This is a genomic window from Terribium retamae, assembly GCF_022347545.1.
GTDB lineage: Bacteria > Pseudomonadota > Alphaproteobacteria > Rhizobiales > Rhizobiaceae > Mesorhizobium > Mesorhizobium retamae.
The window spans coordinates 1-17,046 of the sequence record NZ_JAKREW010000049.1; the positions used below are offsets into that span (position 1 = coordinate 1).

The 17,046-nt window shown below is 61.9% G+C and carries 22 protein-coding genes and 1 pseudogene; 12 read left to right on the forward strand and 11 right to left on the reverse strand.

Going from position 1 to position 17,046, the window contains the following annotated elements; genetic code table 11:
• Positions 1 to 76, reverse strand: a pseudogene (phnK, locus tag L4923_RS26745) (phosphonate C-P lyase system protein PhnK); the annotation flags it as partial.
• Positions 77 to 168: 92 nt separating this feature from the next.
• Positions 169 to 456 carry a hypothetical protein gene (locus L4923_RS26750; RefSeq protein ID WP_239370152.1) on the reverse strand — a complete coding sequence of 96 codons (288 nt, stop codon included), beginning with the start codon at positions 454 to 456 and terminating at the stop codon, positions 169 to 171.
• Between the two features lie 325 nt (positions 457 to 781).
• Between L4923_RS26750 and L4923_RS26755 the strand changes: the two genes are divergently transcribed.
• Complete coding sequence (locus L4923_RS26755; RefSeq protein WP_239370153.1) at positions 782 to 1,240, forward strand: DUF2867 domain-containing protein; 459 nt, start codon at positions 782 to 784, stop codon at positions 1,238 to 1,240.
• 6 nt (positions 1,241 to 1,246) lie between these two features.
• Here L4923_RS26755 and L4923_RS26760 read toward each other — a convergent pair whose 3' ends face one another.
• Entirely contained in the window at positions 1,247 to 2,314 is a 1,068-nt protein-coding gene (locus L4923_RS26760) for a TraB/GumN family protein (protein WP_239370154.1), read from the reverse strand.
• 75 nt (positions 2,315 to 2,389) lie between these two features.
• Positions 2,390 to 3,328: a tyrosine recombinase XerC gene (locus L4923_RS26765; protein ID WP_239370155.1), complete on the reverse strand. Its 939-nt coding sequence runs from the start codon at positions 3,326 to 3,328 to the stop codon at positions 2,390 to 2,392.
• Between the two features lie 108 nt (positions 3,329 to 3,436).
• Between L4923_RS26765 and rimM the strand changes: the two genes are divergently transcribed.
• The gene (rimM, locus tag L4923_RS26770) at positions 3,437 to 4,057 is read left to right on the forward strand and encodes a ribosome maturation factor RimM (protein ID WP_239370156.1); all 621 of its coding nucleotides are present in this window, start codon (positions 3,437 to 3,439) and stop codon (positions 4,055 to 4,057) included.
• Positions 4,054 to 4,749, forward strand: coding sequence for a tRNA (guanosine(37)-N1)-methyltransferase TrmD (gene trmD, locus L4923_RS26775; RefSeq protein ID WP_239370157.1), 696 nt, complete (start codon positions 4,054 to 4,056; stop codon positions 4,747 to 4,749). The genes rimM and trmD overlap by 4 nt, the downstream gene beginning before the upstream one ends.
• Before the next feature lie 6 nt (positions 4,750 to 4,755).
• Here the strand turns inward: trmD and L4923_RS26780 are convergent, their stop codons facing one another.
• On the reverse strand, positions 4,756 to 5,508 hold the full coding sequence (locus tag L4923_RS26780) for a sulfite exporter TauE/SafE family protein (RefSeq protein WP_239370158.1): 753 nt from the start codon (positions 5,506 to 5,508) through the stop codon (positions 4,756 to 4,758).
• A gap of 64 nt (positions 5,509 to 5,572) precedes the next feature.
• Positions 5,573 to 6,472, reverse strand: a complete 900-nt coding sequence (locus L4923_RS26785) for an alpha/beta fold hydrolase (RefSeq protein ID WP_239370159.1) — start codon at positions 6,470 to 6,472, stop codon at positions 5,573 to 5,575.
• 281 nt (positions 6,473 to 6,753) lie between these two features.
• Between L4923_RS26785 and rplS the strand changes: the two genes are divergently transcribed.
• The 4 genes from rplS (at position 6,754) to L4923_RS26805 (ending at position 9,353) form a co-directional block, all read left to right on the forward strand.
• Positions 6,754 to 7,290: a 50S ribosomal protein L19 gene (gene rplS, locus L4923_RS26790; protein WP_239370160.1), complete on the forward strand. Its 537-nt coding sequence runs from the start codon at positions 6,754 to 6,756 to the stop codon at positions 7,288 to 7,290.
• Between the two features lie 171 nt (positions 7,291 to 7,461).
• Positions 7,462 to 7,887, forward strand: a complete 426-nt coding sequence (locus tag L4923_RS26795; RefSeq protein ID WP_239370181.1) for an organic hydroperoxide resistance protein — start codon at positions 7,462 to 7,464, stop codon at positions 7,885 to 7,887.
• Complete coding sequence (locus L4923_RS26800; protein WP_239370161.1) at positions 7,884 to 8,396, forward strand: MarR family winged helix-turn-helix transcriptional regulator; 513 nt, start codon at positions 7,884 to 7,886, stop codon at positions 8,394 to 8,396. Before L4923_RS26795 ends, L4923_RS26800 begins: the two co-directional genes overlap by 4 nt.
• A 159-nt stretch (positions 8,397 to 8,555) precedes the next feature.
• Positions 8,556 to 9,353 (forward strand): basic amino acid ABC transporter substrate-binding protein, encoded by a 798-nt coding sequence (locus L4923_RS26805; RefSeq protein ID WP_239370162.1) that lies wholly within the window; start codon positions 8,556 to 8,558, stop codon positions 9,351 to 9,353.
• A gap of 19 nt (positions 9,354 to 9,372) precedes the next feature.
• Here L4923_RS26805 and L4923_RS26810 read toward each other — a convergent pair whose 3' ends face one another.
• The gene (locus L4923_RS26810) at positions 9,373 to 9,759 is read right to left on the reverse strand and encodes a YybH family protein (RefSeq protein ID WP_239370163.1); all 387 of its coding nucleotides are present in this window, start codon (positions 9,757 to 9,759) and stop codon (positions 9,373 to 9,375) included.
• 64 nt (positions 9,760 to 9,823) lie between these two features.
• Between L4923_RS26810 and L4923_RS26815 the strand changes: the two genes are divergently transcribed.
• From L4923_RS26815 to L4923_RS26825, 3 genes are all read left to right on the forward strand, one after another.
• On the forward strand, positions 9,824 to 10,186 hold the full coding sequence (locus L4923_RS26815) for a winged helix-turn-helix transcriptional regulator (protein ID WP_239370164.1): 363 nt from the start codon (positions 9,824 to 9,826) through the stop codon (positions 10,184 to 10,186).
• Positions 10,183 to 11,001 carry an amino acid ABC transporter permease gene (locus L4923_RS26820; RefSeq protein ID WP_239370165.1) on the forward strand — a complete coding sequence of 273 codons (819 nt, stop codon included), beginning with the start codon at positions 10,183 to 10,185 and terminating at the stop codon, positions 10,999 to 11,001. Before L4923_RS26815 ends, L4923_RS26820 begins: the two co-directional genes overlap by 4 nt.
• Before the next feature lie 108 nt (positions 11,002 to 11,109).
• On the forward strand, positions 11,110 to 11,745 hold the full coding sequence (locus L4923_RS26825; protein ID WP_239370166.1) for a class I SAM-dependent DNA methyltransferase: 636 nt from the start codon (positions 11,110 to 11,112) through the stop codon (positions 11,743 to 11,745).
• A gap of 35 nt (positions 11,746 to 11,780) precedes the next feature.
• On the opposite strand, the gene L4923_RS26830 is transcribed toward L4923_RS26825, so the two are convergent.
• Positions 11,781 to 12,401 (reverse strand): DUF1287 domain-containing protein, encoded by a 621-nt coding sequence (locus L4923_RS26830; protein ID WP_239370167.1) that lies wholly within the window; start codon positions 12,399 to 12,401, stop codon positions 11,781 to 11,783.
• Positions 12,402 to 12,595: 194 nt separating this feature from the next.
• On the opposite strand from L4923_RS26830, the gene L4923_RS31020 reads away from it, so the two are divergent.
• Together L4923_RS31020 and leuC are read left to right on the forward strand one after the other, a co-directional pair.
• A complete protein-coding gene (locus tag L4923_RS31020) occupies positions 12,596 to 12,724 on the forward strand; it encodes a hypothetical protein (protein ID WP_275448604.1) in 129 nt (42 codons plus the stop codon).
• A 93-nt stretch (positions 12,725 to 12,817) separates the two neighbouring features.
• Positions 12,818 to 14,227, forward strand: a complete 1,410-nt coding sequence (gene leuC, locus L4923_RS26835) for a 3-isopropylmalate dehydratase large subunit (RefSeq protein WP_239370168.1) — start codon at positions 12,818 to 12,820, stop codon at positions 14,225 to 14,227.
• 203 nt (positions 14,228 to 14,430) lie between these two features.
• Here leuC and L4923_RS26840 read toward each other — a convergent pair whose 3' ends face one another.
• The 3 genes from L4923_RS26840 to L4923_RS26845 all read right to left on the reverse strand — a co-directional run bounded on the left by L4923_RS26840 (position 14,431) and on the right by L4923_RS26845 (position 16,979).
• Positions 14,431 to 15,465 carry an aspartate-semialdehyde dehydrogenase gene (locus L4923_RS26840; protein ID WP_239370169.1) on the reverse strand — a complete coding sequence of 345 codons (1,035 nt, stop codon included), beginning with the start codon at positions 15,463 to 15,465 and terminating at the stop codon, positions 14,431 to 14,433.
• A 114-nt stretch (positions 15,466 to 15,579) separates the two neighbouring features.
• On the reverse strand, positions 15,580 to 15,714 hold the full coding sequence (locus L4923_RS31025) for a hypothetical protein (RefSeq protein ID WP_260855432.1): 135 nt from the start codon (positions 15,712 to 15,714) through the stop codon (positions 15,580 to 15,582).
• A 95-nt stretch (positions 15,715 to 15,809) separates the two neighbouring features.
• Complete coding sequence (locus tag L4923_RS26845) at positions 15,810 to 16,979, reverse strand: NAD(P)/FAD-dependent oxidoreductase (protein ID WP_239370170.1); 1,170 nt, start codon at positions 16,977 to 16,979, stop codon at positions 15,810 to 15,812.
• Positions 16,980 to 17,046: the final 67 nt, after the last annotated feature.

Here is a 17,046-nt window from a genome sequence, read left to right on the forward strand (position 1 = left end):
GGTCGTCAATACGGTCGGCATCGATCTCGACACGGCCGAGCCAGTCGGTTGCGGTGGCGCGGATCTTGCCGTAGTGGGGGGGGGGGGGCGCCCCCCCCCCCCCCCCCCCCCCAAAACCCCCCCCCCCCCCCCCCCCCCCCCCCCCGTTCTGTTTCATGACGTCTCCGGTTATTGAGCCGGGGCAGCCGGAGCCGGATTTGCCGGGGCTGGAGCTGGTTCTGCCGGCTTCGCGGGCTCGGCAGGGGCCGGTTCAGCTGGCTTGGCCGGTTCAGCGGAAGGCGCTGGAGCCGGAGCCGGCGTGCTCGCTGCCGGAGGCTCGGCAGGTGCCGGGGCCTCACCGCCGCTGCGGCCGAAGACAAAATACGCGACGACGGCCAGAACGACGATAACGAGCGCGATCAGCCAGCCGCTGCCGCCACCACCAGAGCTTGGAGAGCTGTTGGATGAATCCGCCATGGAAGTCCTCCTGGGAGAAAGTTATCAATCAACGCCAATCGACGCGCAACGCGTGATTGTGTTTTGAATCTAGAAGCCGCAAGGCGTCAAAACAACGACAGTGACGTTAAAATCAGCAAATCGCCCAGCTTTTTTGCATTCAGGCGGGTTAAAACCGGTAGTTCAAAATCTATAGCCGGCTTTTTTACTGTCAAAATCGCCTTCCCAGAATCAATCGCCGCGCCCCGACAGCGACATTTGGTCAACTGATTCTATTGCTGCGTGGTGCTAGAATTGCACTTGCTCCGTACCTTTTGGACTCTCGGGGCAACAGGAGATGGCCCGTATGCACGATCTCTCCAGACATCACGATAAGCTGCCCGCCGCCCAGTTCTCCGACCGATATTCGATCGAGGTCTCTGGCCGGAATCTTGATGCGCGCACCGCAGCGGAATATGTGATCTTGCGCAGGCCCGCTTGGATCGGTTGGTTGATGGCTTTGCGCAACCTGATGGTCCGTCCCTTCGGTCTAAAGGCTGGGCCTACCGACATACCGTCCAGCCGGGAACAGATCGGATTTTTTCCTCTGATCGACGAAAGCCCTTCCACCATCGTCCTCGGTCTTGATGATCGGCATCTCGACTTTAGGCTGTTGGTCGAAGTGCGTGAACTTGGCGACGGCCGGCAGTCGGTCAGCGCCACGACTCTCGTTGCCACGCACAACCTGCTCGGTCGCGCCTATCTGGCAATCGTCATGCCATTCCACCGCATTATCGTGCCGGCAATGCTGTCGCGGGTTGCCTGAAGGCTGTCAATTCACGGCAGTGACCGTGTAACCTGCCTTGCGGAAATCCTCGACAAGCCCCTCAGCACCGGGCAGATGCAGAGCCCCCACCGCCACGAAGGCGTTGCCACGTGCCAGTATCGGCAAGGCGCGTTCGGCCATGACCTTGTTGCGCTTCGTGATCATGGCCTCCTCGAAAGCTGCATAGCCCTGCTCGTCACCCGCCGCATCCGGCAATGCGGCGCGAAACAGCGGCCAGATCATGCCGATGTCGCCACGCTGGTAGAGCACGATCATCGTTTCCGACACGTCGTTGATCTTGTCGCCCAGCTTCAGCGTCTCGATCAATCCTTTGATGTGTTGTTCCATCGGCAGCGAAGCCATGGCACGCAGCTGGTCCGCGGCCGTTTCCAGCCCTTTCAGGTCCTTGCCGGCCGCTTTGGCCTGCTCAGCCAGGTTGACGTCAAGCACCGGCTTTCCTTCACTCTTGCGAGCCATCTCGCAGGCCGGCAATGAAACCATCGCCGACAGCATCCAGGGTTTCATTTTGGCAACCGAAGCGGCGGGAATGCCGCGCGCATCCAGGCCCTTGTCCAGCGCCTTCACATCGTCCGGCGACAGGAACGAATTCAGCGTCCTGCCGTCGGTAAACATCATCAATTCAGGCTCCTTGGCCAGCGCCGCCATCATCTTGCCCTGGTCGAGCACGTCGGTCGTCTCGATGATCACGGTCTCGGCGCCGTCGAAAGCCTTCTGCGCGGCTTCCGGCAAGGACACCACACGCGGATCGGTCATATGCATGGTGCCGAACAGCCATGACGGGTTTTCGCCGGATTTCTCCAACTTCCATAGCAGGCCCTTGCCGTTGGGTACGGCGGCTGCTTCCTTTTCGATCGCGGCATAGGCATTCGGGTCGCTTTTCTGCAGCCCGGCAACCATATCGACACCGCTGCAGACAACGGTCTCGGCATGCGCGCGGTTGGCGGTGAGCAGTGCTACCACCGCGAATGACAGGAACAAAAGCACATTGATCGCTGCAAGCAGCTTCAATGAAAGGAGCGCGATGCGGTCAGCTTTGGTCGGCACGGGAGTCATGCCATCGTTCTATGCGCCAAAGGAGGCAAAACGGTTAATCCGGCGATGAAAATTGTCATCGCCTTCAATGTCACTTCAGGCCCTGGGATGCGCCGCCTCGTAGATGTCGAGCAGCCGTGCAGTGTCGACGCCGGTATAGATCTGGGTCGTCGACAGGCTTGCATGGCCAAGCAGTTCCTGGATGGTGCGCAGGTCGCCGCCGCGTCCTAGGAGATGCGTCGCGAAGGAATGTCGCAATGCATGCGGCGTGGCCGTCTCAGGCAGGTTCAGCGCCGACCGCAATTTCACCATCTCGCGCTGGACAATTGCGGCGTTGAGCGGCCCGCCGCGAGCCCCGCGAAACAGCGGTCCGTCGGCACCGAGATGGAAGGGACAGAGTTTGCGATATTCGGCAATTGCCTGGAACGCAACCGGCAGCACCGGCACCAGCCTCACCTTGCCGCCCTTGCCGGTCACACGCAGCACAGTCTCAGAAGCTTGCACAAGATCGGCCCCAGTCAAGCCGAGCGCCTCGGAAATACGCAGACCGGAACCATAGAGCAACGTCAGGACGGCGGCGTTGCGCGCCGCGATCCAGGGTTCCTCAGCCATTTGCTCACCTGCGGAGACGACACGTTTCGCGTCCGCTGCCGTCAGCGGCTTCGGAAGCGACTTTGGTTGTTTCGGCGCTCGCAGTGCTACCGCGCCGGCGGCGTTCGCCAGGCCCCGTCGTTCGAGGAAACGCAGCAGGGAACGCACACCGGCAAGCCCACGCCCCAAGGTGCGGGCGCCGGCACCGTTGTTGCGGCGTTGGGCAAGAAAGCCGCGCAGGTCGGCAGGACGCAGGGCGGCGATGTCGGCAATGCCGGCCGGGCCGCCGACATGGCCAGTTAGAAACTGGAGGAACTGGCGCGTGTCGCGCTCATAGGCCGCCACCGTCAGCGCGGACAGTCTGCGCTCGCCGGCCAGCGCTTTCAGCCAGCTTTCGCGGGCTGCCTGGAGGTCAGGTTTGGCGGCGATGAGGAATTCCTGCATTGGCAGAGCGGGTCCCGTTGACTAGAACACCTGGCAGACCCTCGTTGGGAGGCAGGTGCTCCGAGCCAGCATTTGCCTTTCAGGTTACCAAGCGATGAAGCGCGGCCTATGAGCAAACCGAAAAATCCCATCCAGATGGCCGTGATCGGCGCGGCGCACGGCATCAAGGGCGAGCTGCGCGTGAAAACCTTCACCGGCGATCCGCTGGCGCTCGCTGACTACGGTCCACTTTATTCGAAGGACGGTCGCGCCTTCGAGATCATCGATATCCGCCCCGCGGGCAATGTCGTCGTGGTGCGTTTCAAAGGCGTCAACGACCGCAATGCTGCCGAGGCACTGACAAATGTGGAACTCTTCGTTGATCGCTCGGCCCTGCCCGACGATGGCGACGAAGATGAATTCTACCATGCCGACCTGATGGGCCTTGCGGTGAAGGACGACACCGGCGCCACGATCGGGAAAGTCGTGTCGGTGCAGAACTTCGGCGGTGGTGACATCCTCGACATTACGCTCGGATCGCGCAAGGGCGTGCTTATCCCGTTCACCCAGGCAGCCGTGCCCGAGGTTTCGATCGTCGGCGGCTTCGTGCGCATCGACCCGGTTGCAGCCGGTTTGGTGGAGGATGAAGACGGCGATGGCGAGTTGGATAGCGAGACGGCACCGGGTCGCGACGGCTTTGACCCCAAGCGTCGCCCGCGCGGTCCAAGGGATGCCGGGGGCAACCGGTGAGCTTTTCAGCTTCCGTTCTCACGCTCTATCCGGAAATGTTCCCAGGCGCGCTCGGCCTTTCGCTGGCCGGCCGGGCGCTGGAGCGCGGCGACTGGTCCTTGCAGCCGGTCCAGATTCGCAACTTCGCTCTCGACAAGCACCGTACTGTCGATGACACGCCCGCTGGCGGCGGCGCCGGCATGGTGATGCGTGCCGACGTGCTGGCGCGCGCGTTAGACCACGCCGCGCCCGAAGGCGATCCACGCCCGAAGCTGCTGATGAGCCCGCGCGGAAAGCCATTGACGCAGGCGCGCGTGCGCGGACTGGCGGCTGGACCGGGCGTCGTCATCCTGTGCGGCCGCTTCGAAGGCGTCGACCAACGCGTTATCGAGGCCCGCGAGCTGGAGGAGGTCTCCATTGGTGATTTCATCCTCTCCGGTGGCGAGCCGGCAGCGCTGGTTCTGCTCGACGCGATCGTGCGGCTCCTACCCGGTGTGATGGGCAATGAGCGCTCTGGCGAGGAAGAGAGTTTCGAGAACGGTCTCCTCGAGCATCCGCATTACACGCGGCCGCAGGAGTTCGAGGGTCGGCCTATCCCCGATGTCCTGATTTCGGGAAACCACGCCAGGATCGCCGCCTGGCGGCGCGAACAGGCAATGAAGCTGACGGCAGAACGAAGGCCGGACCTGTTGGCAGAGAAGCCTTCGCCGTGAGGGCTGCTAGGTCTTCAGGAAGTAATATCCCGCCAGGAACAAACCCACCGCGATGACAAAGCCGCGAACCGCGTTCTGCGGCACGCGCTTGGCGATCCAGACGCCGACATAACCTCCTATGGCGACTGCCGGGATCATTACGATCGCCTCCGGCCAGGACACGACGCCGCCTGACACGAAGATCAAGATGGCGACTGCGGCAATGACGATGGAGAACATATTCTTCAGCGCATTGAGGCGGTGGTAGTCGCCGCTCTGGGTCAGCCCCAGCGTTGCCAGCATCATCACGCCCATGCCTGCTCCGAAGAAACCGCCATAGATGGCGGTGACAAACTGCATCAAAGCGCCCGGAACGGTGCCAACAGCGGCCGGCTGGCCGAGCTTCGGTTTCGGCTTCAGCCATGGCCCGGCGGCGAACAGCGCCGTTGCCGCGATCAGCAGCCAGGGCACCATCGCGCGGAAAGACGGATTGTCGAGTGCAAGCAACAAAAGCGCGCCGCCTAGCGCGCCGATGGCCGAAACGATGCAAAGCAGCAGCGCGCTGCGCCAGATTGCACGGATGTCGCTCCAATAGGCCAGCGTCGATGTGATATAGCCCGGAAACTGTGTGATCGAGGACGTCGCATTGGCCGAGATCGGCGGAATGCCAAGCACGCTCATCGCCCCGAAAGTAAGAAAGGTGCCGCCACCGGCGACGGCATTGACGATCCCGGACAGGAGTCCAGCGGCAAAGAGGATGGCGGCGTCGATGGATGTCAAGGCGTCGGCAGGCTCCCGGTTCCCAGCGAGGTTTAGGGACCACATTGCCTTAGCGCAAGCAATCTCAACTCTTGCCGATCAGTTCCAGCAGAGCTTGCGCCGTCGCTTCCGGAGCCTCCTGTGGGATATTGTGACCGACACCGGGCAGTATTCGCCGCTCGAACGGACCGGAGAACTGACTGCTGTCCTCCTTGTCTGGCGGACCGACACCGTCGTCGGCGCCACAGAGGGAAATTGTCGGAACGGAGATCTGCGGCTGTTCAGCCAGTCGGTCTTCAATTTTCTGCAGCACAGGATCGCCGGGCGCATAGCCATAGCGGTGACGATAGGAGTGTATGACGATCTCGACGAAATCCGGGTTGTGAAAGGACACCGCGCTGCGAGCGAAATCGTCTTCGCTGAACCCCCAGCTCGGCGACCACAGCTTCCATAGCAATCGGCTGAGCTCCTCGCGGTTCTCCGTCAGCCCACGCATGCCGCGCGCAGAATGGAAGTAATATTGATACCAGTAGCGGTACTCAGCCTCCGGCGATGCCGGCTTTACCGAGGCCGGGATGTTCTGGATGTTGTAGCCGTCGCCGCTTACCAGGCAACGTGCCCGTTGCGGCCAGAGCGCCGCAACGATACAGGCGGCGCGGCCTCCCCAGTCGTAGCCGGCAAGCGCTGCCTTTTCGATCGACAGAGCATCCATCAGGTCGATCAGGTCTTGCGCGATGGCCGCCTGCTGGCCCGAACGCATCGTGGCTTCGGAGCGGAACCGGGTCGGCCCGTAGCCCCGCAGATAAGGCACGACCACGCGATGGCCCTGTGCTGCCAGCAACGGCCAGACCTCGTCATAGCCGCGCGGATCGTAGGGAAAGCCGTGCAGCAGGATGATCGGCTGGCCGTCTGGCTCGCCGTGCTCCTCGTAGGCGATGTCGAGCAAGGCCGTGTGGGCAAAGCGGATGGGGTAGGGTCCGGTCATTGGGCAACTTCCCTTTGGATCGTCTTTTTGCCATTGTGAGATGGCTTGACCAACCAGCCACGGTAAAAAATACCGTTGGACAGGTGACAAACGCGCGAAATAGCGCTATGTGCCGCGCCGAACCGGACAAGATCGTCCGGACCCGTCAACAATGGCGGTGTAGTCGCCCCTGCCGGACATCCTTGGATGAAAGGCATAGCCGAGCGGTCCCATCATGAAGGAGACTGCAAGGCAAGTGCAGGGCGCTCTGGCTGTCGGAAGAACAAGAAGTGGATTTTAAGATGGATCTGATCCGTCAGCTCGAGGCCGAACAGGCCGCCAAGATCGAAGCCAAGCGCAAGCTGCCCGAATTCCAGCCCGGCGACACCGTGCGTGTCCAGGTGCGCGTTACCGAAGGCACTCGCACCCGCGTGCAGGCCTATGAGGGCGTCGTGATTGCCCGTTCCGGTTCCGGCTTCCAGGAAAATTTCACCGTCCGCAAGATTTCCTACGGCGAAGGCGTGGAGCGCGTGTTCCCGGTCTACTCGCCGATGGTCGAAGCGGTCGAGATCGTCCGTCGCGGTAAGGTTCGCCGCGCCAAGCTCTATTACCTGCGCGATCGTCGCGGCAAGTCGGCTCGCATTTCCGAGAACACCGGCGTGCGCGCCCGCAAGCTGAACGACGAGGAGCGCGAAGCGCTCGCCGCCGAGAAGGCCCGGATCGAAGCCGAGAAGGTCGCTGCCGCCGAGGCCCTGGCTGCCGAGAAGGCCGCTCAGGAAGCCGCCGAGAAGAAGGCTGCTGCCGAGGCGGCTGCTGCAGAAACTGCGGCTGCCGAATAAGATCTTCGGATAGCATCGAATTTGAAAAAGGCGGCTTCGGCCGCCTTTTTCAGTTCTGTCTCTCCGGCAATCGCCGGTTTTCTCGGAGACAACCCGTGCGGAAAGGGGCAGACAAGGAAGTTGACTCCATTTAATTTGTGTACTAATCGTTAGCGCACAAATTAAATGGAGATGATGATGTCCGCTCTGTATTCCACCGTAGCCCGTACCGTTGGGGGCCGCGCCGGCCATGTGAAGTCCGGCGACGGCTTGCTTAGCCTCGACCTCGCCATGCCGAAGGAACTGGGCGGCAAGGGTGGAGCTACCAATCCGGAACAGCTTTTTGCTGCTGGCTACTCCGCCTGCTTTGAAAGCGCCATGCGTTTCATTGCCGGCAAGCAGAAGCTGCCACTGGCGGACGCAGCTGTGACGGCGAAGATCGACCTTCTGCCGAACGGCGAGGGCGGCTTTCGGCTCGGTGCTGAGCTCATAGCCGAAACCAAGGGCCTGGATCAGGCCGCCGCCGAGGCGCTGGTTGCTGCCGCTCACAAGGTCTGCCCTTATTCCAATGCGCTCAAGGGCAATGTAGACGTCGCTCTTTCGGTGAAGGCTGAATGACCACGACAAACACAACGACCGAAAAAAACGCTGCGAGCCGGGTGCAAACGCCCCGGCTCGACCGGCAGCTTTGCTTCGCGCTCTATTCGGCCAGCGGGCTGATGACGAAACTCTATCGTCCCCTGCTGGCGCCGCTTGGACTGACCTATCCGCAATATCTCACCATGCTGGCATTGTGGGAAAAGGCGCCCCGCACGGTGGGCGAATTGGGCGACACGCTTGGCCTTGACCCGGCCACGCTGACACCGCTGCTGAAGCGCATGGAAGTGGGCGGGCTGATCAGCCGCCGCCGAGATCGCGCCGACGAGCGGCGCGTCCTAGTACAGCCTACCACCGACGGAGAAGCGCTGCGCGCTGCGGCCAGTGGTATTCAGGAGGCCCTTGGCTGCCAGTTGCCGCTTGAGCCGACAGAGCTCGGCAAACTGCGTGATACGCTGAATGGACTGGTCAGCCAGTTGCGGACTGTGGAAGCCCAGGCCGCGACGATTGAACAGGGCAGCGAAGGATAATTCGCCCCCAATCCCGTCACTTCCCGGTATTGAATTCCAATTTCTTCGTTCCAGCTGCAGCGCGCCGGCTTGCATGGTCGCGCCGGACGGCTAATGTCGGCGATCCTTTTGACCGCTGACATAGCTTGCCCGCGGTCTTTGTACCTCGGGGGAAGTTTCATGATCCGATCGAAACTCGTGCTGGCCGCGATTGCCGCCTGCCTTCTTGCGCCGATTGCCGCGGCGGCTCAGACCTTGCCGGACCTTGCCGGTAAGAAAGTCGTGGTGGTGACAGAAAATGCCTACCCGCCGCTGCAATTCGTCGATCCCAAATCGGGCAAGCAGATCGGCTGGGAATATGATTTCATGAACGAAATCGCCAAGCGGTTGAACTTCAAGGTCGAGTACCAGAACACATCCTGGGATGCGATGATCCAAGCCGTTGCCGACAAGCAGTACGACATCGGCATGACCGGCATCACCATAAACGAGGAGCGCAAGGCCAAGGTCGATTTCTCCGACCCTTACATGCGCAACGAACAATTCATGCTGGTGCGCGGCGATGAGAGCCGTTTCAACGACGCCAAGAGCTTCGCAGCGCTGAAGGATGGCCTGATCGGCGCGCAACCGGGAACCTCGCCCTTCTACACCGCCGTCTATTCCGTGCTTGACGGCAACGAGCAGAACCCGCGCATCAAGCTGTTCGAGACCTTCGGCGCCACTGTGCAGGCACTCAAATCGGGCGACGTCGATGTCGTTCTCACCGATTCCACGGCCGGAAAAGGTTATGTCGACGCCTCCGAAGGCAAGCTGAAGCTTGTCGGCGGCCCCCTCGGCACCGAGGATTTCGGTTTCATCTTCGCCAAGGGCTCCGACTTGGTGAAACCGGTCAACGAGGCGATCGCGGCCATCAAGGCCGACGGCACAATCGATGCCCTGAACAAGAAGTGGTTCCTCGACTACAAGATCGGCCAGTAATCGTTCGGTTGTGTTGAGATCAGCCGGTGCCGTAGTGGCTGGCGCCGGCATGATCGATCACATAGCGCCATGAGCCGTCAGGCTGCTTGCGGATGATCTCTGCGGTGAAGCCGGAATAGACGATGGCGCCTTTCTCATCGGTCAGCGTGAAATCGGCGCGCAGCAGCGCGAGATCGCCATGCTCCACGCAGAACGTATTGTTCGATACCATCGTGCCGGGCAGATCGATGAGCATCTGCAATTCCCTCGCGATCGCTGCCTTGCCGGAGAGAGCCGTCCCGCTCGCGTCGACCAGCAACTGCGCGTCGGCTTCGTAGAGCGAGAGCATTTCATCGAGATTTCCTGCGTTGCGGGCAGCCGCAAAAGCTCCATTCATCTCAGCCGGCTGATAGACTTTTCTTGACATTGGCTTTCTCCTGTTTCGAGAACAGAACCATGTCGTCTCAGAACTATCCAAACGGGAACCCAACATGACCGAACCGGCGATGGCCGAAGCCAACTTGGAAGCGCCTGCCCCGCGACGACCGGATTTGTGCCCGGTCGAGGATTGGCTAGCTTTCCTCGGTCACCGCTGGAACGCGCTGATGCTATGGCACCTGTCCGTTGGCGCCAGGCGACACGGTGAGTTGATGGCCTGCCTGCCCGGCATCACCGCGAAAGTGCTGTCGGAACGTCTGGACGGCCTGATGCAACGGGGACTGATCGAACGGAACGCAGTCTCCACCTTCCCGCGCGGTGTCGTCTATGCCCTATCTGAAGGCGGCCGCCAGGTCGTTGCCATCCTCGATCGCTTCGAGGCGCTGCCCCCCTCCTTTGGTGAGCCGCGACATTGATCCCGTCCGCATCTGGCAAGCAGACCAAGGAATTTCCCTGGTGGCTGGCGGTAGCAGTCGCCATCGCCTTGGTCGCAGCATTTGCGATCGCCTCAAGTGACGTCTACGCTCAGGTCTTCGCCACCGTCGCGCAAGGCATCGGCATCACCATCTTCGTCGCGCTGGTAGCCTTCCTTCTGGCAGCGGTGATCGGCCTTGGCATCGCGCTGATGGGACTGTCGGGATCGATCTGGCTGCGGCAGGCCGCACGCTTCTATGTAGAGATCATGCGCGGCATCCCGGTGCTTGTACTGCTGTTCTGGATCGCCTTCGCGGGCGTGCCCGCTTTCGTCGCAGGCTGGAACTTTGTTACCTTGCCGCTGCAGCAGGCCGGCTACATGGACGCATTGCTGGTGCGAGAGGTTTCACTGCTGTGGCGTGCCATCATCGCGCTTGCCTTCGGTTATTCGCCCTTCATCGCCGAGATTTTCCGAGCCGGCATCCAGTCGGTCGACATTGGCCAGGTCGAGGCCGCCAAGGCGCTTGGCTTGGGCCGCGGGCAGCGTTTCAGGTTCATCGTCATGCCGCAGGCAATCAGGGTCATCCTGCCGCCGCTCGGCAACGACTTCATCGCCATCACCAAGGATTCTTCGCTGGTCTCGGTGCTTGGCGTTGCCGACATAACCCAGATGGGCAAGATCTACGCTTCTGGCTCATTCCGCTTCTTCGAGACCTATTCCATCGTCGCCTACATCTACCTGACCCTTACCGTCAGCCTTTCGTTGGCGCTCAGAGCGCTGGAACAGCGCATGCGGCGCAGCCAGCGCCAAGGCTAACACGCCCTTGGAGCGTTTCCGCGTTTTCGTTAAAATGGAAACGCTTCACGGTTGACGCCGATGCTGTTCGCTTCCACGCTGGCCTGAGAGAGCTGCAGGGAGAAAGCGATGGACACCGACAAGGCGCATGCGGCGCTGGATTCCGTCTATGGCGCTGGTTCACCCGACGCCCTCGACGCCGCCTATGCCGCTTGGGCGGCAAGCTATGACAGCGAAACCGCTTCGCTCGGCTATCTGCTGCCTTTCCTGATCACCGCCTGGGTGACACGTTATGTGGCGGCGGGCGAGGGTCCGCTGCTCGACGCCGGCTGCGGCACCGGTCTGACCGGTCCACAGCTCAAGGCGCTCGGCTATTCCGATCTGGTTGGGCTCGACCTCTCCGACGACATGCTGCAGGTTGCCGCCGGCCGGCAGACCTATGGCGACCTGAAAAAGGCGATGCTTGGCGGCCCGCTGCCCTGGCCGGACGGGTATTTCCGCGCATTCTTCTCCACTGGTGTCTTCACGATCGGCCATGCGCCGGCTTCGGCCCTGCGCGAACTGGTGCGCGTTACGAAAAGCGGCGGCCACGCCATCTTCACCGTGCGCGATCAGGTGTTTGAAATCGGCGGCTTCCGCGACGTCTTCGTCGAACTGGAACAGGCCGGCAAATGGCGCTCTCTTGAAGAAAGTCCGTGGTTCCGCTGCTACGCCGTCGCCGATCCAGACGCACAGGTGAAGACCCTCGTGTTCGAAGTGCTGTAGCGCCGTTGACCCCTTCGCCTTGCGCAAAATGCAAATCAGGCGGTGGGCGCGAAACGGAAATGGCCAACCACGCGGAACGCGAACAGCCTATCCTCGACCTTCGCGCCGGCACCGATATTGTGCACCACCAGCGGCCGCTGGCCATCCGGCGTCATCCGGCCGGTAACGATGGCGATATGGGGTAGGTTGCCCGGCAGCCGCTGGGTCACCAAGTCGCCCGGCCGATAGGCCGCCGGATCATCGGCAACCTCAAGCGCCGCGCCCTTTCGCCTGAAGAAGGTTTCCAGGTTGGGGACACGGCGGTGATCGATGTTGCGGTCCGGCCGTTTGCGGCCCCAGATCGTCGGATAGGCGGAAAACGCCGCATGCATGTCCTCGTTGACCAGCCGTTGCAAGTCGACATTGAACGCCTTGCGGTAGGCACGCACCACCACATCGGTGCAGACGCCGCGCTCGGCAGGAACGTCGCCGCCGGGATAGTCGAGCCGCACATAGGCGGGGTCGTAGATGAGGGTCACGCCGACCTGATCGAGGGCTGCATTCACCAGCCGCATTGTCCACGCTTGCGATTGCGCAGCCGCCGATATCGGACGTGTCAACAACGCCGGACAAGCCGCCAGCGCCAGAGATTTCAGGACAGCCCGGCGATCAACCAATGGAATCTCCTCGTTCGCCGCTCAAGCCAATCGAGCTTTCGGGCTTATTTGCGGCCAGCGCATTAGGCCGAAAATCGAAATCGATTTTCGGAAACCACGATGCACAGATTCAAAAATTTTAGACGTCCTTTGCGCGGCCGAACGGAAGTGCAGCGCTCCAAGCGGCGCAATTGCCGAAAACCCAAAAGATTGCTATGGCAACGGCGATGGAAGAGCTTTTCGGCGATCCGGCCTACAAGGGCTTCGTGCTGCAGGACAAGAAGCGCCTGCCCGCGCGCTTTTTCGCCCGCATTTCCGGCGCGCTGACCAGCCGACTTAGGTGACCTCCAGGTCGCCTTAGCTGACGGCCGACTGCGCCCTTTTGAGACAGGCGCATCTCCGCATCTTCCTTGCATCACATCGACGGATTTACGCACATGAGCGCACCGCGCACCCTCTACGACAAGATTTTCGACGAACACGTGGTCGACCGCCAGGACGACGGCACCTGCCTGCTGTGGATCGACCGCCACCTGGTGCATGAGGTGACCAGCCCGCAGGCTTTCGAAGGCCTGCGCATGGCCGGCCGCAAGGTTCGCCACCCGGAAAAGACGCTCGCTGTCGTCGACCACAACGTGCCGACCTCGCCCGACCGCGTGAACGGCATCAAGAACGAGGAAAGCCGCATCCAGGTTGAGGCGTTGGCCAAGAACGCCGCCGACTTCGGTGTCGAATATTATTCCGAGAAGGACCGCCGCCAGGGCATCGTCCACATCATCGGCCCAGAGCAGGGCTTCACTCTGCCGGGCATGACCATCGTCTGCGGCGACAGCCATACCTCCACCCACGGCGCCTTCGGCGCCCTGGCGCATGGTATCGGCACCTCGGAAGTCGAGCACGTGCTCGCCACCCAGACGCTGATCCAAAAGAAGGCCAAGAACATGCTGGTGCGTGTCGACGGCCAGTTGCCGGAAGGCGTCACCGCCAAGGACATCATTCTCGCCATCATCGGCGAGATCGGCACCGCAGGCGGCACCGGCTATGTCATCGAGTATGCGGGTGAGGCGATCCGCGCGCTGTCGATGGAAGGCCGCATGACCATCTGCAACATGTCGATCGAGGGCGGTGCCCGAGCCGGTCTGATCGCGCCGGATGAGACCACCTTTGCTTATGTGAAGGACAAACCACGCGCGCCGAAGGGCGAAGCCTGGGAAAAGGCACTGGAATACTGGAAGACGCTGCAATCGGACGAGGACGCCCACTACGACAAGGTCGTAGTGCTCGACGCCGGCAAGCTGCCGCCCATCGTCACCTGGGGTTCGTCTCCAGAGGACGTGACCTCGGTGCTCGGCGTCGTGCCGAATCCTGACGAGATCGATGACGAGAACAAGCGCAACTCCAAGAAGCGCGCGCTCGAATATATGGGCCTCGAACCCGGTACCAAGATCACCGACATCAAGCTCGACCGCGTCTTCATCGGCTCCTGCACCAATGGCCGCATCGAAGACCTGCGCGCTGTCGCGGCCGTCGCCAAGGGAAAGAAGGTCGCGGCCACTGTCAACGCGATGATCGTACCTGGCTCCGGGCTGGTAAAGGCGCAGGCCGAGGCGGAAGGCCTGGACAAGATCTTCATCGAAGCCGGTTTCGACTGGCGCGAGCCCGGCTGCTCGATGTGCCTGGCCATGAACGACGATCGCCTGAAGCCGCATGAGCGCTGCGCCTCGACTTCGAACCGCAATTTCGAAGGCCGTCAGGGCTTCAAGGGCCGCACGCATCTGGTGTCGCCGGCCATGGCCGCAGCCGCCGCGATCGCCGGCCACTTCGTCGACATCCGCGACTGGAACTGATCGCTTTTAGAGCGATCTTCCCACAACGTAAAAGGCCCCGGCAAAACCCGCCGGGGCCTTTTTCTTTGAAGATGTTTAAGCCCGCGACTGCGGGGCGACGGACGGCCCGTCAGCGGAATAAGCGGTCAAAGGACCGCAAGCACGACTGTGCGTCGCGCCCCGTCCGGAGCGAGCCGCGAAGCGGCGACAGCGTGAGGACGAAACTAAGCCGCCTTCTTCTTTGGCTGGATCAGGCCACGCTCGACGAGCAGCTCGGCGATCTGCACGGCGTTGAGAGCAGCACCCTTGCGCAGATTGTCGGAGACGATCCACATGTTGAGGGCGTTGTCGAGCGTCGAATCCTCGCGGATGCGCGAGATGTAGGTGGCGTCTTCACCGGCAGATTCGATCGGCGTGATGTAGCCGCCGTCCTCGCGCTTGTCGATGACCAGGCAGCCCGGTGCCTCGCGCAGGATATCGCGCGCCTCGTCAGCCGTGATCGGCTTCTCGAACTCGACGTTGACCGCTTCCGAATGGCCGATGAACACCGGCACGCGTACGCAGGTGGCCGTCAGCTTGATCTTGGGATCGAGCATCTTCTTGGTCTCGGCCACCATCTTCCACTCTTCCTTGGTGGAGCCGTCTTCCATGAAGACATCGATATGCGGGATGACGTTGAAGGCGATGCGCTTGGTGAACTTCTTGGCCTCGACCGGATCGGCGACGAAGACCGCGCGGGTCTGCGTGAAAAGCTCGTCCATGCCTTCCTTGCCGGCGCCCGACACCGACTGGTAGGTCGCTACGACGACCCGCTTGATGGTCGCCACGTCGTGCAGCGGCTTTAGCGCCACCACCATCTGCGCGGTCGAGCAGTTCGGATTGGCGATGATGTTCTTCTTGGAGAAGCCCTCGATCGCGTCGGGATTCACTTCCGGAACGATCAGCGGCACTTCCGGATCGTAGCGGAACGCCGACGAATTATCGATGACGACGCAGCCCTGCTTGCCGATCTTGGGCGACCATTCCTTGGAGATGTTGCCGCCGGCCGACATGATGGCGATATCGGTGTCGGAAAAATCATAGGTGTCGAGCGCCTTCACCTTCAGCGTCTTGTCGCCGAAGGACACTTCAGTGCCCTGGCTGCGCCGCGAAGCGAGTGCGACCACTTCGCTTACCGGGAAGCCGCGCTCTTCCAGAATGTTCAGCATTTCGCGGCCCACATTGCCCGTGGCGCCAACTACCGCAACCTTGAAACCCATCGAAAAATTCTCCTGTCGCTCTCCGCTCGCTTTGCTTGGAGAAACCCGCCGGCCACTGCGGGTCTCGCCTCCCTCGGGCCGGACCCGGGGAGAGGGCGAGAAGGCCAAGGGAGATCAGACCGTGGTGACGGTGGTTTTTTTGGCCATAGTTTTGGTCGAGGACAGGAGCGCACGCTGCCGGCCACCCGCAACCATGTTGCCATGGCCGGGGAAGTCGAATGCGAAAAGAGCCATGATAAGGCCGCGCATGGAGACGTTCCTGTTCGGTGCCGGCTTTTACGCCGATTGCGCCAAGAGTCAATCACAGCAAAGGGCCGGCAGCGAAGTTAGCCCGCCTGTGGCGGTCAGATCACGTTGAGCTCCCGGAACGGCCGGCCTTCCGCCACGCGGGCATAACCGAAAGCCGAGCAGTCGATCGTGCGATAGCTGCCGTGCATGATCAGCTCGGCCAGCGCCTTGCCGACCGCCGGCGCCTGCTGCAGGCCATGGCCGGAAAAGCCGTTGGCGAAGATGAAGTTCTTCACCTCGGGATGCTGGCCGATCACCGCATTCTGATCCAGCGTGTTGTAGTCATAGTGGCCGGCCCAGGCGCGCGTCATCTTGATCGCCTCGAAGGCAGGAATGCGGGTGGCAAGCACCGGCCAGATCGTTTCTTCGAACAGCGACCAGTCCGGCTCGAAGTCGGCCGGGTCAGCGGCAAGCTCGCCTTCCTCCGGCTCCGCGCCACCGGTGATGTAGACCGAACCTTCCGGGCGCACATAGATACCGCTCGGGTCGACCAGCAACGGCAGGTCTTCGTATCGTTCGCGCGCCTCGAACACGAACACCGAGCGTTTGCGCGGCTCGACCGGGAGCTCGAGACCGGCCATGGCCGAGACCTTGCCGGCATTGGGACCGGCGGCATTGACGACGATGCCCGCCTGCAGCGTCTCGCCATTGTCCAGCGTCACGGAATGGACCTTGTCGCCCTCACGGGCAATGGCAGTGGCGGAAGCGGTGATGAGATCCACCGATTTCGTCCGCAATGCCTTACGGAACAGCTGCAGATAGGCATGTGCGTCGAACCAGCCTTCGCCGGAGCGGCCGTAAGCGCCTGCGGTGATACCCTCCGCCGACAACCAGGCGAAACGGCGGGTAAGCGCTTCGGCGTCTTCCAAAACGATATCGGCGCCTTCGGCCACCTGCACGTCGTGGTTGGCCTTCAGGATCGGCAGGCCGTTCTCGCCCGCCAGGATCAGATAGCCGCCTTCCCGGAAGCCGATATCAGCCTCCTCGCCGAATTCTTCTTTCAGCCGGCGGAACAGTTTCAGCGTGAACTGCGACAGCCGGATGTTTTCCGGGATGGAGAACTGCTGGCGGATGGAGGCGCAGGACAAGGTCGTGGCGGCATGGGCGAATTGCGGGTCGCGCTCGATCAGTGCGATGGAGCCAGTGAAGCCTTCCTCGCGCAGATAATAGGCGACCGAGGCGCCAACGATGGCCCCGCCGATGATCACGATGTCGTATTGCGCCATGAAGTCTGTTCCAGATTGTCGAGCAAATAGTGAGTTGCGAGTAGCGAATAGGGCTTATCGTCGTACC